Consider the following 22,107-nt stretch of genomic DNA (forward strand, 5'->3'; position numbering starts at 1 on the left):
ACCCATGTGCCTAATACGTTTCATGTGGCTACATCATGCAAAGCCATTGAAATACATTGTTTTTTCTGGAAATTAATGAAGGTTACATTCGTATCTGCAAAGTTTGTAACCTTGAAAAATCATTACCCCACACTTTGAGGCCGAGACTTCTCATGGAATAAAAAGAAGGGTAGGAAAGAAAACAGGAAAGACAAACATCACTCATTACGGAAAGAACTGGAAAGATCGAGACTCAGAAAATGAGGATGCGCGGAAGAAGTTTTAAGAAAAGTTATTGTGGGTTCGCTATCGCTCAATCAGATCATTGAGCGTACACAGGAGATCTGACACAAAAAGAAAACGATCGAAATACGACTCAGAGCTTCAGGAATCCGCAGCGTGATTCCGAGGTCAATGTCGTGGACGATGAATGTCCAATTTTTTGAGACGGCTTCGAAGCGTTCCTGGATTCAATCCTAATTGCTTCGCCGCCCCTAACGCACCTTCAATACGCCACTCGCTTCGCTCTAAAGCCTCAAGAATTCTCACTCGTTCCAAATCCTTGAGCTTTCTTGGGAGTGGCTCTCCTGACTCAGGCCTATGAGCATTCACCAACGTTTCATCGATCTTCAATTCGGTGGAATTGGAAAGGATCATCGCGCGCTCAATGACATTTTTCAGTTCTCGAATATTGCCTGGCCACGCATATTGAATTAATCGTTCCAGCGTATCGGATTCAATCCTCTGACATTTCCGCTTAAATTGCTGACAATACTCTCCCATAAAGTATTCAGCCAACACTGGAATATCTTGCGGCCGATCACGAAGCGGCGGTGTGGTGATTGGGAAAACATGTAACCGATAATACAGGTCCGACCGAAAGCGCCCCTCGGCGATGGCTTGGGTTAAGTCATTATTCGTAGCCGCAATAATGCGTACATTTACCGCAAGAGGCCGCGCACTTCCCACTCGATCCACCATACCATCCTGCAAGACCAGCAATAACTTTGCTTGCGCTTCTATGGGCATTTCCCCGATCTCGTCTAAAAACAACGTCCCGCCATGGGCTAATTCAAATTTCCCTTGGCGAGACTGCTCCGCCCCAGTAAACGCCCCTCTCTCGTGACCAAACAATTCACTTTCCACAAGACCAGATGGTATAGACGCGCAATTCACCCGAACAAAGGGCTTATCCTGACGCGAACTATGTTCGTGTATGTATCGAGCCAGCATCTCCTTACCGGTTCCCGTTTCTCCCATGATCAGGACACTGGTCACAGTCGGCGCGACAGCCCGTGCAAGCTCCAAGGTCTTCCTAAACTTCTCGCTCTTCCCAATCATAGAGCCAAGATTATGGCTACCCTTTATCTCTTCGAGTAAATAGGCATTTTCTCTCGCGAGCTGCTCACGGAGCTGGCTGATCTCTTCATATGACTTGACATGATCAATGGCAAACGCAATTTGCGTGGCGACCTGCATCAAAAACTCCATATTCTCCGCGTCCGGTTCACCAGACTGCACACTTCCAATATTCAGCGAACCTAAACACTGATCACCAACCAATAATGGAATATTGATCATTCGTCCCAACCCTTCCTCAAAATACAGATCGTCTTCTAAAAATACGCGCTCAGACTGTAAGTGAGGACGGACATGAATCGTTCGATGGTCATAGACCCATCCGATGGCACTGCCGTTTCGAGGAATAATCGTGTCACATTTCAACTTCACAATTGGCATACTCGTTTCCACAGCATAAAACCGGAATGAATCGAGATCTGAGTCATACAGAGTAATCCCCGCTCGCTCCCACGAAATAACATCCTTTATATTGGTGGTAATCGCTCGCCAAAAACTTTCGGTATCTCGCTGGGAATTGAGAATATTGGAGACTTCAAGTAATTTTCGATAGAAACTCTTATTGATACGATCAGACGATAGATCAGCGTCATACTGTTCAGACATGTGATTGTTCATGAGCATAGACCACGCTTTCACGTAAAATAATAGATAATAACCGTCTAGTATGCTGAATGAGGTCCTCTTTCATTCCTAGCCGTAATAATTTCATTATGAGAGGCACAAAATGACTCACAATTCAGTGCATGGGATAAATACAGACGAAATTTCACCTGACCTTCCTTAAGAATAAGAGCAAGACCAACACTACGGCTAAAGAGCAATACCGAGGCCAACCCTTGAAAAATTAAAATGTCCAGCTCAAGGCTCATGGATACATCGAATTCATCAATAATATCACTTAAATATTGCACCGATAAAATGTTGTTTCTGTGAATATTTTTCAAATATTATCACTGAATCATAAACGTGAATAAGGGAAAATTACAATATTCCACAGGCAGTAAATTAACAGTGAAATTTCATGGCACTCCCATGAAATTTAATAAAAGTTCAATGAAATTGAGATTTCTTGATTCAATTCGACAACTTTTCTACCGATAATGCACACTTTTACAACTTTTCATTCATAATATCCCCAGCATTCCTAACTCTTTTTTCTAACAACCAACATAGAAAGCTAAGCTGCGTGAGGTTAAAAACCATGACCGACACAACAATGACCCGCCATACGCTCCCATCCTATGAGATTAATCTCCCTCTTATTCATATTTTCTTTATCGATAATTTGCCTGGTCAGATACCCTGAAAAATGAAGTTTCAAGACCGTGACTTTCAGAATATGTGCGTTATCACACACTACTGACTGTCTTTTTTCGCTCAAACAGCTCATTACAATATAATCTGTATGGATCCGCTTGACGACAATTACGAGAGAATGACCCACATGACATAAACTCTTGCCTGACGCTCTCTATGCTCATAACAACGTTTCCCCTGACGCCCCTCTCACTGTAAAGCTCCGGCATTACAGCACAGGCCGATTTCGCTCCATGAGACGTCCGTACCTCATCACATGCAAATTAAATGGTACGTTTGCGTTGTAGGAAACACCTCGTTCATCGACGCTCTAGATATTTCAACCCAGGTCATTCACCACGTTGGTCAATCGTCGTGTCGATTCGTCACAATTCGGCATTCACTGCAGCATGCCGTTCCGGATACAGTTAACTCCCCAATCATCTCCCCATCGACGACACACGATTTATCTGTAGCCTCCACATACAGTAACGATTCATCAATCGTCGCCATGCCATCGACATCAAGTTTAACTTATCTGTCCTCACCGCTCCACATTGCAAAACAAAAATCTGGTTCATAAATCCAAAAGTGAATCCGTCTCGTAACACACATACATGAACAGAGATAGATAACCGAGGATGATGTGCATCGTAAGCTGGCAACCCAAACTTTCACATCGAGCATTGCCTAGATGCATGCAACAAAGAAAGGAGGCTCAATTCGTTGCTGCAGCAAGGTGCAAGAATATGTATTGAATCGCTCCCACAACTTTTGTTCATCTTGATACGTATGGAGGCTACAACATGAAATCAAATACATCCGGGCTTCACCGGCTCAATTCCTGGACAGGTTCATTCACACGAATGGCAATACTGCTGAGCACACTTGGAGTTGTGAGCGCACACACGCCCCTTGCTCACGCTCAAGTGCTCCAGCCGGTCCCGTTAACGTCCACAGTCTACGCCGCAAAGTTTGTCTGCGGATTTAAACCTGGATACACACCGCCACAGTCAAGAGTCCTGCTAGGACCTGCCGTCTATGACTATCGCGATTTCGAACCAGGAAGCTATGCCACAGCGTTGAATGTCTTGTTTACAGGAGCCAACACCACCACAAACATCAATGTGATGGTCTCAGTGCCGGAAACATCCCAGAATGCTCCCTTACGAGGAGTCAATCTTGGCCCAATGTCCATTTCAAATTTTGGAACCGTGAAAGTGGATTGTGAAGATATTGCACAAGCGTTGAATGGCCCCTTACCTCAAGTTGCAGACAAAGAGGTCATAGAAGGATTTCTGTATATCACCAGATCGACTGACGATTTAGTTGTCGAAGCCGTGTATTCGTATTCATCTCAGATTGGTTCACTTGGCGGTGAGCCACGAAACGAAGGGGGAATTGGCGTTGGGAGCTCTCTCCATGTCCAGAATATCGAACCCAAAACCTACAGAACTCGATTCCCAACGATCTTCAACGGTCCCTTCATTGAGCGTACGCCCTAAAAAGCGAGATGGTCAGATCAAAAAAGGCAGGGACATCTCGTACATCATCAGACCTCGTGCGGCACACACACTCATGTGTTGCCGCACGGATCTGTCTTCTGCATGTCATACCTGAATTATACATTGCCACAAGGCGGTTACAGCCATCTCAACCAGCGGAAGACACCCACAAGAAACAATCCAGAAAGAGTTAAGGTCACACAGACAATGGTGAATGCCCCAGGATTCTCAGACCCGGGAATGCCACCAACATTGATTCCCAACAAACCCGTGACAAATGTAATAGGGAGAAAGATTCCCGCTAACACGGTAAGAATATACATGGTTTTATTCATTTGCTCAGATAATTTCCCAGTCAGTTCTTCTTGCATGACCCCCATACGGTCACGAGCCGCATCGAGGTCTTCGACATAACGAATGAGATGATCCGCTACTTCTCGGATTCGTGCACGATGCGTGGCGGTCAACCATGACAGTTGGGCAAGGTGCAGATGTCCCACCACTTCGCGCTGAGGGGAAATATACCGACGCAATGAAATGGTTTGCCGTCGGAGAGCGCCGAGTCGGCTGCGAAGCTGATAGCTCGCTTGTCCGATGATCTGCTCCTCCAGGTCATCAATTTCTTCATCCAACTGACTCACAACCGGCGCCATGCGTTCCATCAATCGATCCGCCAACACGGATAACACATCACCTGGCGTTTTGGGCCCAGTGTTCGCCTTGAGGCTGGCTTGAATATCTCGAATCGTCATGAGAGGACGATGCCGTACAGTGATAACACGGTTAGGCTGAATATAGAGACGAATTGAAATCATATCTTCTGGATCTGCTCCAGGATTCAGATTCACCCCTCGAAGCGTCATAAATAAGCTATCATCAAACACCATACTACGAGGGCGTGTTTCTTCTTCAAGCAGAGCCTCAGCAATAATGGGACTCACTCCACTGTCTTCTAAAAGCCAGCGTCGGCTATCTGACCCCGTTCGATCGAGATGAATCCACAGAGATCCCTGTACTGAGTTGATTTCTTCCCATGCCAATACCTGTGCGCCCCCGTCCCCGGTTAATCGACAAGCAAAAACCAGCCCTTGTTCCGTAGTCATACAATATCCCTTCGTTCCTCAGATGACCCAACACCCTTTCACCATCTTCATCCATTGTAAACCAATACCGGAGCGGTGCACAGAGGGAAGAAAAGACACACGAGACACTTTGTTGCCACGCCCCGCCCATGTATGATTTCACGACAATACACATGTGACAGTTTCTTTACTGATGAAAGGAGAACGGTATGGCTGAAGACACATGGCCCACGATTCTGCAGTTTCTGCACTATTCATTATTTACGGTCAATCAGACCCCCATCACCGTATCCTCTCTTCTGATATTTTGCACCACCCTTGGCCTGGCTATCCTTGCTAGTAAAATGACACGAATTTTCCTTGAACGACGAGTGCTGTCTCGCATGCAACTGAGTGCCGGCACCCATTATACGCTCATTCGCATCGTCCAATACCTTCTCTGGCTTGTTGGAGGTCTCATTGCCTTTCAATTTATCGGCATCGATCTCAGTAGCATTGCGGTCATATTCGGATTTTTGTCAGTCGGCATTGGTTTTGGACTTCAAAATCTCACATCAAACTTTATTGCGGGACTGATGCTCTTATTTGAACGACCGATTATTGTTGGTGATCGAGTCACCGTCGGAGGCATTGAAGGCGATGTGCTGGAAATTAATATCAGATCAACAACCATTCGTTCCTTAAACAATATGTCGATTATTGTTCCCAATGCCGAGTTTATCTCCGGGACCGTCACCAATTGGTCGCATAGCGATCCACGAACGCGAGTGGAAATCGATGTGGGCGTCTCCTATCAATCAGACCTGCAAACCGTTATTCACGCGCTCGTAGAAGCGGGATCGGAACACCCGCAAGTCTTACAAGACCCAACTCCCAAGACTTGGCTCATGAGTTTTGGGGACAGCTCCTGGAATATGCGATTGCTTGTATGGTTGGATTCGCCCAAAAATCGTATGCAGGTCATTTCCGACGTCAATTGTGCCATTGTCGAAAAATTCCGAAATCGTGGGGTTGAAATTCCATTTCCGCAACGTGACCTTCATCTCAAAACATTTCCCCTGTCATTTCCAACGAATGTGCAAGTCTAAAGCTATAGCCGTTCCAGTTATGCCGAATCACTTAAATGTCGACCTACTGAATGCTGGTTATAGCCGCTTCAAATAACTTCCGCTGGTGGAAACATTATACCGCGCGGAGTTCGCTGTACTTTCCTGTTTGGAACTTTTTGGGATTCGCTATAACCCTTCGTTATTGAACCGTCAATCATATGCAGGGCATCCAGGCGGGCATAACGTTCCTCTATGTTAACGTTGCAACGCGCTGGGTTAATTGTATTTTCCTATTTAGAAGTAATTTGGTTTCGCTAGAGTATTTGTGCTAGCTCCATTATGTTGGCACAATAGGTCTACTCATCTAACATGGCCAGAAGCCCGCGATGCGAATGATGTAGATAAAAGGGAACGAATACACACCTAAATTGGAAGCAACGCTTACGGAAGCAGTCTCACATCGGTTTTTCAAGGAGGTACGATGGCTGACAAGAGGAAGATCGTCGAGGCGTTTGAACACGACCCTCTTTGGTATAAAGACGCGATCATTTATGAATTACACGTTCGCGCATTTCATGATAGCAACACCGATGGTGTAGGAGACTTTCGCGGGCTGACAGAAAAATTGGACTATTTGCAAGATTTGGGAGTCACCACTATTTGGCTCTTGCCGTTCTGTCCATCCCCCTTACGCGATGACGGATACGATATTGCAGATTTCACCAATATTCACCCCTCGTATGGAACCCGACGGGACTTTCGTGCATTTGTTCGCGAAGCCCATCGTCGAGGACTTCGAGTCATTACCGAACTCGTGGTGAACCACACCTCGGATCAACACCCATGGTTTCAACGAGCACGTCGATCCGCACCAGGAAGTAAATGGCGTGACTTCTATGTCTGGAGTGAATCTGGAGAAGAATACAAAGACACTCGTATTATTTTTAAGGACACAGAATATTCCAACTGGACGTGGGACCCTGTTGCCAATGCGTACTTTTGGCATCGGTTTTTCTCTCATCAACCAGACCTCAACTACGACAGTCCTGATGTACAACGCGCCATCTTTGACGTCCTGGATTTTTGGCTTGATATGGGTGTCGACGGGCTCAGACTCGATGCCGTTCCCTATCTGTACGAACGCGAGGGGACCAATTGCGAAAACCTTCCTGAAACACACGCCTACTTGAAACAACTCCGCAAACATGTCGATCAAAAATTTGATGATCGGATGCTGCTGGCTGAAGCCAACCAATGGCCGGAAGATGCCGCGGCCTATTTTGGCGAAGGTGACGAATGTCACATGAATTTCCACTTCCCCCTCATGCCTCGGCTATTCATGGCCATGCAGATGGAGGACCGCTTTCCCATCATTGATATTCTAGAACAAACACCTGACATTCCCGAAAACTGTCAATGGGCGCTCTTTCTTCGTAACCATGATGAACTGACATTAGAAATGGTCACCGATGAAGAGCGGGACTATATGTATCGAATGTTTGCCCATGACAATAAAGCCCGCATCAATCTCGGCATTCGCCGTCGCCTCTCCCCGTTGTTAGGGAATGATCGAAATAAGATCGAACTCATGTACAGCCTGCTCTTTTCCATGCCTGGAACTCCGGTGATCTACTACGGTGAAGAAATCGGCATGGGCGATAACTATTACCTGGGCGATCGGAATGGTGTTCGCACCCCAATGCAATGGAATGCCGATCGGAATGCCGGCTTTTCACGAGCCAATCCGCAAAAGCTGTACCTGCCCATCATTATTGATCCGGAATACCACTATGAGGCGATCAATGTGGAGCTACAACAAAATAACGCCCAATCATTGCTGTGGTGGATGAAACGGATGCTGTCGATTCGCAAGCAGTTCAAAGTCTTCGGTCAAGGCACGATACAATTCTTTCATCCGGCCAATCGAAAAGTTCTTGTGTACCTCCGGCAATTTAATGATGAACTCGTACTCATCGCGGCCAACCTATCCCGCTATGCCCAGTGTGTCGAACTTGATCTTTCAAAATACAAAGGGATGGTCCCAACCTCGATTTTTGGACAGACACCGTTTCCGCCCATCGGTGACTTACCGTATTTTTTGACATTAAGTGGGCACACCTTTTATTGGTTTCAGCTTCAAATGCCAGGAGCTGATGCAACACGGACGCTCCCTGATGATTCCAGGAAAATCCCAGAACTGACCACCACACGCGATTGGGATCACTTGCCTACGAGTCGAGATAAGATTCGCCTGGAGGCGATCCTGCCTGAGTATGTGCGACGCTGCCGGTGGTTTGGAGGAAAGGCACGGATCATTCAAGGAATCGAGATTATTGAAACCGTCTCGATTCCCAATGAAGATCCATTGGTGGTTCTCTGTTTGATTCGAGTGGAATATACAGAAGGTGAGTCGGAAACCTATGTTTTCCCACTTCGTTTTATTTCCCATGAAGACGCAAAACACCTCACGGATACTCCAGCCCTCTTGGCCGACCTCACAATCAGACAAAAAGGGCAAGACGAACGTCATGGCATGTTATGCGATGCGATCTATACCTCGGCCTTCTTATCACATTTGCTTGAGAGTATGACGCGAGGGCGACGATATAATGGACCGTTGGGAGATTTTTCCGCTGGGTCAGTTCGGGCATTTCGACGACAACTGAGCGCCCAACGACCGCATCTTGTCCCTACGCTGCTCCGAGGAGAACAGAGTAATAGTTCAATCGCCTACGGAAGTGAGTTTATTTTAAAGTTATTCCGACGCGTTGACGTTGGCGTCAACCCGGACTGGGAAATTGGACGGTTTTTAACAGCGAAGGGGTTTCCACACATCGCACCCGTTGCCGGACAATTGGAATATCAACGAGATAATGGCGACACCATGACCATCGGCATTCTTCAACAATACATCATGAATGAAGGCGATGCCTGGCGATACACCCTGGATGAATTGAGTCGATACTATGAAACTGCGTCGACTCACCCCACGGCCATGACGTCGTCAATGATTCCGCATGCGCCACTCTCGACATTATTTGAGGAACCCGTTCCACCGTTGGCCCAAGAATTTATTGGCCCCTACCTCGAAGAAGTCAGACTGTTGGGACTTCGAACCGGAGAGCTACATCTGGCCTTAGGGTCAGATGTTGACGATCCTCATTTTTCACCTGAACCCTTCACTGATTTTTACCGACGAAGTCTCTATCAAAGCATGGTGGGATTAGCGAATCAAAATCTTCCACTGTTACGACAACGCCTCAAAACACTCTCAGAACCTATGCAGACGACTGCCAAGAATTTTTTGAGTATGGAAGCAACGTTGCGTAAACATTTCCAGCCAATTCGAGACCGAAAAATCAAAGCGATGCGAATTCGCTGTCACGGCGATTATCATCTTGGACAAGTCCTCTATACCGGGAAGGACTTTGTCATGATAGATTTTGAAGGTGAACCCGCTCGCGCGTTGAGCGTTCGACGACTCAAGGAATCACCGCTTCGGGACGTCGCAGGCATGTTGCGTTCATTTCACTACGCGGCCTACTCCAGCCTTGTCGGTCAAGTCGCAGGTGTACGGCCTGAAGACTTTCCAGCCTTAGAACCTTGGGCAAGATTTTGGCATCGCTGGGTCAGCGCAACATTTTTACACGCCTACCTCGATGTGACGAAGGATGCCCCCTTCCTTCCTCAGAATACGGAGGACCTTTTTGTGCTATTAGACGCCTACATCATCCAGAAAGCCATTTACGAACTAGGGTATGAATTGAATAACCGTCCGGATTGGGTTGGCATCCCATTAGACGGCATCCAACAAATCCTTCAAGTCGACTAATCAGCACGTCATGCCTGCGTCGATTACAGAGTAGAGGACATCAGTGACCATCAATATACCGAGCATCAACAGACGAAATCTTATCGTTTCCCGAAGGAGTGCATTATGAACAAGCTCCCCAAAACGCTACAACCTCTCATCATTGAATACGTCAAACCTGAACTTGATGGAGGACGATATCCAATCAAGCGCATCGTTGGCGAGACACTGGAAGTCACAGCCGATATTTTCAAGGAAGGACATGATACCTTAGCTGCTCGACTCCGCTATAAAACTGTGGGGCAGAAGGAATGGACAGAAACCCCGATGCATCATGTCGACAATGACCGATGGGCCGGAGCATTCATCCTTTCAGAAAATACACGCTATGTATATACCGTTGGCGCCTACGTTCAGCGTTTTGAAACATGGCGACGTGAACTTCAGAAAAAACACGGAGCCGTCTCGGACCTGTCGAGTGAACTCTTGGAGGGGAAAGAACACATCACCCATGCCATGACACGCGCCAAAGGTGAAGAGAAGGCTCAACTCAAACAGTGGCTCGAACAGTTCGTATCCGCCTCTGACCAAGAACGTCAAATTACGATCGCGCTGGATGCAACCTTAGCCACGCTCGTTGCAGAACATGAAGTTCGCTTTGCATGGACAACCTATGTCCAAAGCTTAGAAGTAGTGGTAGACCGCAGACGTGCGAGCTATGGGGCTTGGTATGAGATATTCCCAAGATCCGAAGGCACGGAAGAAGGGAAAGGCGGAACATTTCGGGATTGCGAAACCCGGCTGCCTCTCATTCGAGAGATGGGATTCGACGTGCTCTATCTCACGCCAATTCATCCGATAGGAGAAACTAATAGAAAGGGCCGCAACAATAGCCTGAAAGCTGAACCCGGAGATCCCGGCAGCCCCTGGGCCATCGGAAGCATGCATGGAGGACATGACGCTGTAGAGCCAGCATTGGGAACCATGGAAGATTTTGCACACTTTCAAGCCGCGGTACGAAAACACGACATGGAAGTCGCGTTAGACTTTGCGATCAACGCAACCCCCGACCATCCATACGTCAACACACATCCCGAATGGTTCAAGCAACGCCCCGATGGGTCAATCAAATATGCAGAAAATCCTCCCAAAAAATATGAAGACATTTACGCGCTAGATTTTTACTCTGACGCATGGCAAGAAATCTGGCAGGAAATGAAACGTGTGCTGTTATTCTGGATCAATCATGGCGTTAAAATCTTTCGCGTCGACAATCCCCATACCAAGCCCGTCATCTTTTGGGAATGGCTCATTCGAGAAATTCAAACCCTACACCCTGATGTGCTATTCCTGGCGGAAGCCTTCACGCGACCCAAAATGATGCGCGTGTTAGCCAAGGCCGGGTATACGCAATCGTATACGTACTTCACCTGGCGCAATACCAAACAGGAAATGATTGAATATATGACGGAGTTAACTCAAACCGCGATGTATGACTATTTCCGCCCAAACTTTTTTGCGAATACTCCAGATATTCTTCCGGAAATCCTGCAACAAGGAGGACGGCCAGCGTTTAAACTTCGTTTTGCACTCGCAGCAACGCTCTCTCCAACCTATGGCATTTATAATGGATATGAACTCTGTGAAAATCGAGCTATTCCAGGAACAGAAGAATACCTGGATTCCGAAAAATATGAAATCCGACACTGGGATTGGGACCGCACAGGAAACATTCGAGACTATATTACACACATCAACTGCATCAGGCGTGAGCACCCGGCATTACAAACTTTCGGAAACATTCAATTCTACCTCACAGACAACGAGCAGATTCTGTTCTATGGAAAAATGACTGCAGATAAAGCAGACCGGCTCCTGATCGCCGTGAATATGGATCCCCATACCACTCAGGAAGCCAAACTGACCATTCCGCTTGAGGACTTAGGAATCGGCGAACGTGAGACGTATCACATGCATGAACTGATTCAGAATTATCGACATGAGGTCGTAGGCAGCGAATATATCATCCGCTTAGACCCCAACACAGAACCCGCAGCTATTTTTGTTATTCAACAGTGAGCACAAAAGCGAGGTCGTGGCAGGTCAGAGGATTTTAGCAATCACGACTCGACTGGACTCACATCAACCGCAACGGACACCGTATGCTCTCCTCCACCAACCATGAACCCATTAATCGGACTGACATCGCCATAGTCCCGTCCCCATGCGAGTGTAATGTGCTCATCTCCGGGAATCATATTATTGGTTGGATCGAAATCAATCCATCCAAAGTCCGGACACCACACTGAGAGCCAGGCATGAGAGGCGTCAGCACCCGCCAATTTCTCTTTCCCTTCAGGTGGATGCGTTAAGAGATACCCGCTAATGTACCGAGCCGGGAGACCAAGACTTCTCAGCAAGGCAATCTCTAAATGCGCGAAGTCCTGGCAAACTCCACGTTTTTTTTCAAGCACTTCATCCACTGGCGTTGACACATCGGTCACACCACCTTCATATCGAAACTCATGATAAATTTGACTTGTCAGCTCCATGACGCCTGCAAGCATGGGGCGTCCAGGCGGAAAGCACTGTTGAACATAATCATACGTGGCATCATTGCTGATCACGTATGGAGAATTATAGAGAAACTGTTGCGCTTCTTGGATGGCAGGCTCATGCAGTGTCTGCAGATCACTCACAACCTGATCCCAAGGTCGGCTCGTTTCCAAGGACATACATTCAGCCAAGTGGACATCAATCCGTGAACTGGCAGACACAACGAGTTGCGTGTGCGGTTCTTGAATCGTCAGATACATCATGGGGTTACCATAAAAGTCCACACCTTCCGAATGAACTGAAGGGGCAGGCTCAACAAGTACCGTGGAACGAAGCGTCTGTTGACGTGGATGCACTCGCGGAAGGAGACGCAGAATATGATGAGAAATCGCGACAGGTTGCGTGTACGTGAATGTTGTTTTGTGACTCACCTGGTACATAACAATGTTCACCCACCAATGATCCGTTACACACGTTTGGGCATAGAATGGCTAAAATACATGTGCATGACTTCATCGGATACTTTTTGGACACCCTGTTCAAGCTGTCGAATCAGTCGTTCAAGATGCGACCGAACACCACTTCTCTCATTCATAGCAGACAACCGCACCATATCAGCCAATCGAAGTTCGGTACATAAACGGGTGGTTATCTGCAAAGCTGGAGCCAACTTGGCTTGAGACCGATCATAGGGCAACATCTCCATATGCGTCTCAAAGGTGACCAATTGAAAAATTACGGATCGCGGGTTGGTTTCATCAGCCAGTAAAAGATCCAACACCGCCGCAAGATTCGCTTCAGACTTGTAGCGTGTCCGGTAGGTGATATAACTATCAGCTAACTCAAGCAGAAGATTCAACGCACCGGTCGTCGCGGGGCTCCTACGAGTCGTCAGGTGACGTACCAGTTTCGAAAGATGACGAACACGTTCTAAGCGACGACCCATTTCCAAAAACCTCCACGCATAACTCCTCGTCATATTTTCCATCACCATGCCATTCAATGCGGCAAGATGTTGGATCATTCGACTCAGCAGGCGAATCGTATCATCGATGCTCTGCCCTTTGGTTCGTCTCCACTCCTGAGGAATATTGGTCAGTTCCATAAGAATTTTCCAGGTATCGATCGATAAACGTTCGCGCACACGATCTGCCGTCAAACGAACATTCATCAGAATTTTGGCTAGCCCGTCAGGAGAATCCGGATCAAACAAAATAGTCCGTAACTCTCGTTCAACGGCCTTGGCACCACCGACTAACACCCGTCGTGCACGTCGTGGGGAAAGATGCTCTTGCACAACAAGCAACGAGACAAGCCGATTCAGCATCTCGGGATCGGCGCCAAGTTCTGATGCGCCACTCAATCGTTCCACGAGACTTCGAAGGACTCGAATCGCTCCTTCAGCGCGCTCAAGATATCGACCGAACCAAAAAAAGTTGTCGGCGGTACGACTAGGCAAGTCCCGACCGCCCCGACGAAGATTGAGCGCCTGCGGAACGTGGGGTACGCTATTCGGAATATGTTCGTGCCCCTCCCACAGCATCCAGGTATCTTTACTGAAATCTCCGGGTTCATGCCAGTGCCCGCGCGGGTCAGACTGGACAGACACACGCGTAAGACCACCGGGCATGACTGTATAGCCGTGAGGCGATGCGGTGATATACATTCGCAACGTCATCGGCACAGGCTTGAGTGACTCTTGGTTGGACCAGAACGGTGCGGTCGATGGCGAGACGATCTCTCTACCGACAAATTCGTGGCCGCGCCGAATAATAGCCTGACGTAACTGCTCTTTCGATTGCCGCGAGAGATCAGTCCCGAATGAACTGATGTGGCTTTGGGGAGAAGCCCTGGTTGAGGACAGCACTTGTCGGATCATGAGTTCATCAAGCCGTTCCAGCACAAGAGACTGTTCTTTTGGCTGTCCACACCACCAGGTTGCTACACTCGGAATTTTCAATCCTTCATTAAAAAAGTATTGACAGACTCCTGGCAGAAAGCTGAGCAGCACTTCACTATCGACAAGTCCACTGCCTAAGGCATTAACCATCGTGACTTGTCCTGCACGAATCGCTTGCATCAGACCTGGCACACCAGACACTGATTCGGTGTTTAATTCCAACGGATCGCACAAATCGGAATAGATGCGACGTAAAACTAAATCAACCGGTTTCAAGCCTTCGACCGTTTTAAGAAAGAGACGAGTATCGCGCATCGTGAGATCAGCCCCTTCGACCACCGGAAACCCTAGATGTCGAGCGAGATAGGCATGCTCAAAATAGGTCGCGTTCTGTGGCCCTGGCGAAAGGACAACGGCCAACGGATCGTCACGTTGCGCAAATTGTAAAACATGATCACTGAATGTTTGGAAAAATGCAGAGAGGTGTTGCACGGGAGTCTGCGTAAACACATGGGGCAACGCGCGAGAAACAATCGTGCGATTTTCGAGTGCGAATCCGGCCCCGGTCGGCGCTTCCGTTCGATCCCTCAAGATCCACCATTGTCCATCTGGTGACCGAGCCAGATCTACCGCCAGAAAATGCAGGTAGGTCCCCCCTTGCACCGGCACCCCATGACACGGCCTAAGGAATTGAGGATTCCCAAAGACAACAGCTGGCGGAAGCGTACCATTTTTAATTAACTGCTGTGGGCCGTACAGATCATTGAGGATATGGTTGAGCAAACGCGCACGTTGAATGAGTCCTGCCTCAAGCTGTTGCCACTCTGACTGACTAATGAGTAACGGAAATAGATCAAGTTGCCAGGGCCTTGCCGCCTGTTGATTATCCTGGCGAGCCAGGTAGGTCATTCCATCATCGTGAAGCATGCGTGCAGCGGTTTCATGGGCGCGACGACGCGCGTCCTGGTGTAATCCACTAAACGTATTGAGAAGTCCTTGCCAATGAGGACGAACGGAACCATCCGATGACACGAGTTCATCAAATGTGCCGTCTTTGGGGGGATAGATAATAGGAGACCCCTGGGAAGCGGGTGATTGATCGTGCGAAGAAAACGTCGTCATCGTCGTCTATAAAAACACATGGAGATATCGACGGGAGAACCTGAGGTCTCTTCCTGACTCACAATCGCCATCTTGCATATACTGAGGTTCACCATCGAAGATCAAGGGTATACGGAAACTCCGGACGCGATTCATCAAGCGGCTCCTCGTATGCCCCTCCTGTGTGACCAAATGGAAAGAATCTCGCCAAGCGACGACTTTCCGCTTCATACGCATTGACGGGAAACTGTTCGAAGTTTCGCCCTCCGGGATGTGCAACATGGTAGGTACAGCCGGCTACGGCCCGTTTCGACCAACGATCGTACACATCAAAAACCAATGGGGAATGAATACCAATGGTAGGATGCAGACTCGCTGCCGGCTTCCACGCTCGATACCGTACACCACCAACCGCTTCGCCTTGACGCTCAGTGGGGATCAGTGGCACGCGCCGACCGTTGCAAGTTACCACATAGCGGTTTTCGGTCAACCCGGAAAGTGTGACCTGCAGACGCTCGACGGACGAGTCGACATGTCGGACCGTGCCGCCAACCGCGCCTTCTTCTCCCATCACATGCCAAGGTTCGAGTGCTTGCCGCAATTCAAGCCCGACACTCCCGAAGGCAATTGACCCATAGAGCGGAAATCGAAATTCAACATGTGGAGCAAACCATTCTGCTTGAAGTTCATACCCCGCATGATTCAAATCTGCCACGACATCGCGAAGGTCTTGTTCGATGAAATATGGCAGCATAAAACGATCATGCAACTGCGTGCCCCATCGTACCAATTCGCCATTGTCCGGATTTTTCCAAAAGCGCGCGATGAGGGTCAACAGTAACAGCTGTTGCACAAGACTCATGCGTTCATGTGGAGGCATCTCAAACCCGCGAAATTCCACAAGCCCTAAACGCCCGGTCGGCCCATCTGGAGAATAGAGTTTATCGATACAAATCTCAGTACGATGAGTATTGCCACTCACATCAATCAACAAGTTTCGAAAAATCCGGTCGACAAGCCATGGCGGCGTTGGCGTGTCGTTCTGAGATTTCGATAATTGTTTGAACCCTAACTCCAATTCGTACAATGAATCATGCCGCGCTTCATCAATACGAGGGGCTTGACTCGTTGGGCCAATAAATAACCCGGAAAATAAATACGACAACACCGGATGGCGCTGCCAATATGCCACAAGGCTTCTCAGAAGATCCGGTCGTCGAAGAAATGGACTATCCGCTGGCGTTTCGCCTCCAAAGACCACATGATTGCCACCGCCGGTTCCCGTGTGACGTCCATCCAGCATGAACTTTTCTGTTCCCAAGCGGCTCAACCGGGCATCTTCGTAAATACCCGTGGTGATCGCACTCATCTCTTCCCACGTTCTCGCAGGATGGATATTGACCTCCAGCACGCCAGGATCCGGTGTAATTTTCAAGACACTGATTCTGGGATCATACGGCGGCGTATATCCCTCAAGATACACTGGCCTATTAAGGGCAAGCGCCGTCTCTTCAACGGCGGCTACCAGGTCTAGATAATCTTCAACCGTTTCCACCGGTGGCATAAACACATACATGTGATGATCTCGGACTTCAACCGTCAAAGACGCTCGGACTATCCGATCGTCTCCCTCACCACTAACCTGACCAACCAGCTGTTGAGGATCGACGGAGCCTTCCTGTCGCGCATGTTGTGTGCGCTGAAAGCGTTGGCGGCGCTCGGGAGGTTTCGGGAGCGCTCCACGAGGCTCAAACGGATCAGTGGCAATAATATACGGATACTCGTTCGGGGCAAGTGGCGGAAGGGATGGTAGCGGTAAACGAAATCCAATCGGTGAATCCCCAGGTACTAAAAAGAGATGACCGGTTCGTGTCGACCAGGATTCACTATACCAACGTCGACCGTGATCTTTAGTGTTCCATCGTTGAAGGGGCAGCACATACCCTGCCGGCTCCCCTAACCCTCGCTCAAACACTTTGGCTAAACGATGACGAGCCATCGGGTCGTCAAGATTGTTCGAGGCTGGATCAAGGCTCTCGGGAAGCTTTCGTTCCTGAGAGAGAAAATGCCACGGATCTTCAAAAACAGTTTGAATGGCTGTCGGGGCAACCTCTACACGCTCCGCAATCCCTTTGATAAACAATTGCGCATCATTCATTGACACTGAGCTATCCGCAGGTCCGCCTCCAATAAGTTGGTCGTGCTGCCAGAGCGGTTCACCATCATTCCGCCAATACAGCGCCATAGCCCATCGAGGAAGTTGTTCGCCTGGATACCATTTCCCCTGCCCAAAGTGCAGCAACCCCTTGGGGGCAAATCGCTGACGAAGCCGATGCATTAAATCAACGGCAAGCGTACGTTTCGTCGGACCAACGGCCTCGGTATTCCATTCAGGGGCATCGGGAAAATCAAGAGATACAAATGTTGGCTCACCACCGATGGTGACTCGAACATCCTGATCGTGTAACTCTTTATCCAACATGTGGCCGAAACGATCAATGTCATACCATTGCTCATCCGTATAGGGTTTTGTCACTCGTGGGGTTTCCACAATACGATGAACCGACATGTCAAAAGCAAAATCCGTTTTACACGGATCCATTGTGCCACTGATAGGAGCAGCCGTCGTAGGGTGTGGAGTCGCAGCCAGCGGAATATGTCCTTCGCCAGCTAACAAGCCAGACGTTGGATCCATACCGACCCATCCCGCTCCTGGAAGATAAGCTTCTACCCAGGCGTGCAAATCTGTGAAATCGCGGGAAGGGCCGGAGGGGCCATCCAATGAAGGCTGATCCGCCACTAATTGAATGAGATAGCCGGAAACAAAACGACTAGCAATTCCAAGGTTTCGAAGAATTTGAACTAGCAGCCACCCCGTATCACGACACGATCCTTTGGCCAAATTTAGAGTCTCATCTGGAGTTTGCACGCCTGCTTCCATGCGAACCACATACTCGATCTGCTGCTTAAGACCTTGATTCAAGTTAACCAAAAATGGCACGGTGGGGTCTTGCTGCGGGTATTGAAAACGCTCCAGCCACGATTGCAGGTGGGGACCTGTCGGTTCCGTGACGAGATACGGACGAAGATCGTGGGTTAATACTGGATCGTAGGTAAAGGGCAAGGTCTCGGCGTCTGGCTCTAGAAAGAAATCAAACGGATTGTGCACCACCATATCCACCACGAGGTCAACTTCAAGATGAAGTTCCGTCATCTTATTTGGAAACACAACGCGTGCGAGATAGTTCCCATGTGGGTCTTGCTGCCAATTCAGAAAGTAGCCTTCAGGACTGAGCTTTAATGAATAACTCAAAACCGGCGTACGACTATGTGGAGCCGGCCGGAGTCGAATGACTTGCGGACCCATCTGAATCGGACGATCGTATTGATAATGAGTCTGATGATTGAGCGCAACATGCAGTGCCATAACAATCGAGTCCTACAAATCAATAATGTCTGAGCTCATGGTTGGACAAACGGAGACAAGACCACCTAGCAACTATGACCATTCACATTACCAGAAATACTATTTTCATCCTAGCCTGTTACTCACAGCTCTTCATCGCACGGAAATTGATCATGATAAGCATGCAACCTTCGTCGACTTTGACTGAAGAGAGGTTTGCTGTACACTGACGGGGAAGTTCCTAGCCAAATGTGACAGACCTAGGCAGTCCGCCCGTAAAAGCAGGTATCAATTAGGTGCATGTCTACAGCACAACAACACATGAGACGTGAATACTTTCGCCTTAATATGAACAGGTGGGTACCGTGAAAACGCTCTTCGATCGATATCTCGTCAAACCAGGGTTCGATGAGATGTTTGAGGCACAGGGGGTTCCGCGCAAGCATTATCGTCGACTTGTTGAACGACTACAAAGCTTTCCCCTCAAAGATCTCAATTTAAAACGCCGACAAGCTGACGAAGCATTCCTGAGGCAGGGCATAACGTTTACGGTCTATGGAGACCCGCAGCAAACTGAAAAGATTTTTCCGTTCGATCTGCTTCCTCGCATTATTCCCAACACGGAATGGCACATCATTAATGATGGCCTTCGGCAGCGGATTCGCGCACTCAACATGTTTCTCCTTGATATTTATGGTCCGCAAAAAATTCTGGCAGACCAAATCATTCCACGAGACCTCGTCGAAAGTTCGATTCATTTCCAGAAAGATCTTGTCGGCTTTCGTCCGCCAAAAGATATTTTCATTCATATTGGGGGCATCGACCTTATTCGCGATCATGACGGAACCTACTATGTTTTAGAGGACAATCTCCGAACCCCATCGGGGGTGTCATACGTGCTCGAAAACCGAATCGTCATGAAACAACTCTTTCCCAATTTATTTGCCGACATGCAAGTTCGCCCGGTTGATTCCTATCCCACGCACTTACTGGAAAATCTCAAGTATCTCTCGCCTAATCCCAGAGAAAATCCCGCAGTCGTATTACTCACACCCGGCGTCTTTAATTCAGCCTATTTTGAACATTGCTTTTTATCTCTTCAAATGGGAATCCCCTTAGTCGAGGGGCGAGACTTGGTGGTTGAATCAGACAAAGTCTTTATGAAAACCATCCAAGGACTGGAGCAAGTCGATGTCATCTACCGAAGGGTCGACGATTCGTTCCTGGACCCTGAAGTGTTTAACCCTGATTCCGTTCTTGGCGTACCAGGACTCATGCGAGCGTATCGTGCAGGGAACGTCGCCATGGCTAATGGAGTTGGCACTGGTATCGCCGATGACAAAGCGGTGTATGTCTATGTTCCCAAAATGATTGAATACTATTTACGCGAAACCCCTCTACTTAAAAATGTCCCGACGTATCTGTGTCAGAATGACGAAGATCAAGCCTACGTGTTGGACCACCTGTCGTCACTGGTCGTGAAGGCCGTCGCGGAATCAGGAGGCTATGGGATGCTCATGGGGCCATGGTCGACCACAACACAACAAGAGGAATTTCGAAAGAAAATTCTTGCTCATCCTCGCAGTTACATCGCACAACCAGTCGTGTCGTTATCCCACCACCCCTGCGTGATTGAAAACAACCAGGACTTAAAGTTAGACAGTCGTCATGTCGATCTCCGCCCTTTTGTGCTTTGGGGAGAAGAGATCTCCGTGTCACTTGGTGGGCTGACGCGTGTCGCGCTTCGAGAGGGGTCTCTCGTCGTCAATTCGTCACAAGGTGGTGGAAGTAAAGACACCTGGGTCCTCTATGGAGAAGAATAATGATGCTGAGTCGCACCGCAGAATCGTTCTTTTGGATAGGACGGTACATTGAACGCGCTGAGTATACGGCACGGTTTACCAACGTGCACTACCATCTCTTAACTGAAATCGCAAAGTGGGATGATCAGGTTGACACATGGCGACAGTATTTAGAGGGAACAGGCGAAGGAGCGTTGTACGAAGAACTCTATGGAAATATTTCAACTCGTTCAGTCCTTGAGTTTTTCACCTTGTCGCGAGACAACCCCAACTCGTTATTTAGTTTAATTACCGCAGTCCGAGCCAATGCCAGAGGCATTCAAGACCAACTCTCAAGCGAAGTCTGGCATTTCATCAACGATTTCTATTTAGGTATCAAAGAAAAAACAAGCCAAGACTTGTGGGGCGACACACATGACTTGCTGGATCATGTGCTCAACACCTGTTACACCCTCGATGGTGTCGTGGGCAGCACTATGGTCCATGATGAGGGGTGGAACTTCTATCGACTCGGGAAAAATATTGAACGAGGTGGGCGAACGGCTCGACTGATTGATATCCCAATCTTCAGCCGTCCCATTGTTGAACCTCGAATTATCTCCGACTATCATCAATGTCTAGCTGTCCTCAAGTCGGCGAGCGCCTTTGAAGCCTATAGAAAATTCTATTCTGCACAACTTGTTCCGAAAAAAATCGTACAATTCCTCCTATTCCATGATAAATTTCCTCGATCAGTGAGATTTACCACAACCCTCAATAGTAAATTGCTGGAACGTATGGTGGGCTCAACCCGCCGTTCAGAAACACGGCAAGCCATTCGTGTAGGCGGAGCATTAGCGGCTGACCTAGAATTTGGCAGCCTAGAGGAAGTCTATGACATAGGGCTCTCGGATTTTTTAGGGCAGGTACTCCAACAATTAGACCTACTCACCAACCTCATTGCGCAAGGGTTTTTTCGCACAACGGCCTATTCCCCTGATCCCAAGACCATTGAAAAGGCTTCACGACACACACAACAGCAATCTGCAGATGCCAACATCGCCAGCTAGAAGGTTCAAGAGAAACGGCTCACCCCGAGCATGCCAGAATTCAACCATCGACCTACTGACGTTCTACATTTCCCATCACGCGTAAACACATTTATACGGCACGATTCCCTCTTCAGCTCATTGACCACAGAGTCGGTGAGTCTATACGCCTCTTTCCTTTATGATCGAACAACGACCTTCGAACGGCAAACCTCCACACCTTGGTCTTT

At 48.3% G+C, this 22,107-nt stretch carries 12 protein-coding genes; 6 read left to right on the forward strand and 6 right to left on the reverse strand.

Annotated elements, in window-relative coordinates:
- Positions 1–390: 390 nt before the first annotated feature.
- Positions 391–1,944 carry a sigma 54-interacting transcriptional regulator gene (locus ACWHX8_RS12665; RefSeq protein WP_447968489.1) on the reverse strand — a complete coding sequence of 518 codons (1,554 nt, stop codon included), beginning with the start codon at positions 1,942–1,944 and terminating at the stop codon, positions 391–393.
- 1,059 nt (positions 1,945–3,003) lie between these two features.
- The gene (locus tag ACWHX8_RS12670; protein ID WP_447968490.1) at positions 3,004–3,150 is read right to left on the reverse strand and encodes a hypothetical protein; all 147 of its coding nucleotides are present in this window, start codon (positions 3,148–3,150) and stop codon (positions 3,004–3,006) included.
- A gap of 293 nt (positions 3,151–3,443) precedes the next feature.
- Between ACWHX8_RS12670 and ACWHX8_RS12675 the strand changes: the two genes are divergently transcribed.
- Entirely contained in the window at positions 3,444–4,142 is a 699-nt protein-coding gene (locus tag ACWHX8_RS12675) for a hypothetical protein (RefSeq protein ID WP_447968491.1), read from the forward strand.
- A 137-nt stretch (positions 4,143–4,279) separates the two neighbouring features.
- Here ACWHX8_RS12675 and ACWHX8_RS12680 read toward each other — a convergent pair whose 3' ends face one another.
- A complete protein-coding gene (locus ACWHX8_RS12680; RefSeq protein ID WP_447968492.1) occupies positions 4,280–5,245 on the reverse strand; it encodes a zinc transporter ZntB in 966 nt (321 codons plus the stop codon).
- Between the two features lie 188 nt (positions 5,246–5,433).
- Here ACWHX8_RS12680 and ACWHX8_RS12685 point away from each other — a divergent pair, with 188 nt between their 5' ends.
- The 3 genes from ACWHX8_RS12685 to ACWHX8_RS12695 all read left to right on the forward strand — a co-directional run bounded on the left by ACWHX8_RS12685 (position 5,434) and on the right by ACWHX8_RS12695 (position 12,163).
- The gene (locus ACWHX8_RS12685) at positions 5,434–6,312 is read left to right on the forward strand and encodes a mechanosensitive ion channel family protein (RefSeq protein ID WP_447968493.1); all 879 of its coding nucleotides are present in this window, start codon (positions 5,434–5,436) and stop codon (positions 6,310–6,312) included.
- A 442-nt stretch (positions 6,313–6,754) separates the two neighbouring features.
- A complete protein-coding gene (gene treS, locus ACWHX8_RS12690) occupies positions 6,755–10,105 on the forward strand; it encodes a maltose alpha-D-glucosyltransferase (RefSeq protein WP_447968494.1) in 3,351 nt (1,116 codons plus the stop codon).
- A 105-nt stretch (positions 10,106–10,210) separates the two neighbouring features.
- Positions 10,211–12,163 (forward strand): alpha-1,4-glucan--maltose-1-phosphate maltosyltransferase, encoded by a 1,953-nt coding sequence (locus ACWHX8_RS12695; RefSeq protein WP_447968495.1) that lies wholly within the window; start codon positions 10,211–10,213, stop codon positions 12,161–12,163.
- 41 nt (positions 12,164–12,204) lie between these two features.
- Here ACWHX8_RS12695 and ACWHX8_RS12700 read toward each other — a convergent pair whose 3' ends face one another.
- The 3 genes from ACWHX8_RS12700 to ACWHX8_RS12710 all read right to left on the reverse strand — a co-directional run bounded on the left by ACWHX8_RS12700 (position 12,205) and on the right by ACWHX8_RS12710 (position 19,068).
- Positions 12,205–13,092: a transglutaminase family protein gene (locus ACWHX8_RS12700; RefSeq protein ID WP_447968496.1), complete on the reverse strand. Its 888-nt coding sequence runs from the start codon at positions 13,090–13,092 to the stop codon at positions 12,205–12,207.
- Positions 13,093–13,106: 14 nt separating this feature from the next.
- The gene (locus tag ACWHX8_RS12705; protein WP_447968497.1) at positions 13,107–15,662 is read right to left on the reverse strand and encodes a circularly permuted type 2 ATP-grasp protein; all 2,556 of its coding nucleotides are present in this window, start codon (positions 15,660–15,662) and stop codon (positions 13,107–13,109) included.
- An 88-nt stretch (positions 15,663–15,750) separates the two neighbouring features.
- Positions 15,751–19,068, reverse strand: coding sequence for a transglutaminase family protein (locus ACWHX8_RS12710; RefSeq protein ID WP_447968498.1), 3,318 nt, complete (start codon positions 19,066–19,068; stop codon positions 15,751–15,753).
- 344 nt (positions 19,069–19,412) lie between these two features.
- Here ACWHX8_RS12710 and ACWHX8_RS12715 point away from each other — a divergent pair, with 344 nt between their 5' ends.
- Both ACWHX8_RS12715 and ACWHX8_RS12720 read left to right on the forward strand, forming a co-directional pair.
- A complete protein-coding gene (locus ACWHX8_RS12715) occupies positions 19,413–20,870 on the forward strand; it encodes a circularly permuted type 2 ATP-grasp protein (protein ID WP_447968499.1) in 1,458 nt (485 codons plus the stop codon).
- Positions 20,870–21,898, forward strand: coding sequence for an alpha-E domain-containing protein (locus ACWHX8_RS12720; RefSeq protein ID WP_447968500.1), 1,029 nt, complete (start codon positions 20,870–20,872; stop codon positions 21,896–21,898). The genes ACWHX8_RS12715 and ACWHX8_RS12720 overlap by 1 nt, the downstream gene beginning before the upstream one ends.
- Positions 21,899–22,107 lie beyond the last annotated feature (209 nt).

It is taken from the genome of Nitrospira sp. M1 (genome assembly GCF_965152605.1).